Origin of the sequence: Gilliamella sp. Pra-s60 (assembly GCF_009795755.1) — a bacterium.
Taxonomy (GTDB): domain Bacteria; phylum Pseudomonadota; class Gammaproteobacteria; order Enterobacterales; family Orbaceae; genus Gilliamella.
Genome location: NZ_WTFA01000051.1, coordinates 1 through 448, shown reverse-complemented (window position 1 = coordinate 448; position 448 = coordinate 1). Strand labels below are relative to the sequence as shown.

General features: G+C 52.2%; 1 protein-coding gene. It reads right to left on the bottom strand.

The window, feature by feature from the left end:
• Positions 1-60: 60 nt before the first annotated feature.
• Positions 61-448, bottom strand: a 388-nt coding sequence (locus GQ596_RS10970; RefSeq protein WP_160401757.1) for a hypothetical protein, incomplete at its 5' end; no start/stop codon positions are given.

Genomic DNA, 448 nt, shown 5'->3' with positions numbered 1-448 from the left:
TCCCCTCAGGCACCATAATCGCCCCCCGCGCCCTAAGGATTAAGAACTAAACGCTAAAAGCTAAGGTGCGGTGCAAACAGCGTAAGATCTGTTGCTGGCTCGGTTGCTGAGGACGCCGCCGCCGCCCGAGTAGACATCGAACTGGTTGCTACCCGTTGCGTCGCGCGTCCAGTAGTAGAGGTCGACGAAGCCCGCATCAGCGTAGTAGCCAATGAGGCCCCACTCCGTGAAAAATCCTGCACCTATGTGACGCTGGTAATAATTACCTGATGAGCTAGGGGCTGCGCCTGAAATAGGAGGATTATCTGTTCTGACCGCATTGGTTAAATCCCTTACCCTAGGCATCCGATAACCCAAACGATTACACCATGATTCTTGACGATAAGCGGTATCTGATTTAGTACGATTGACGAACCACTGCCTCAACACAAATCCATACCGAACCTCA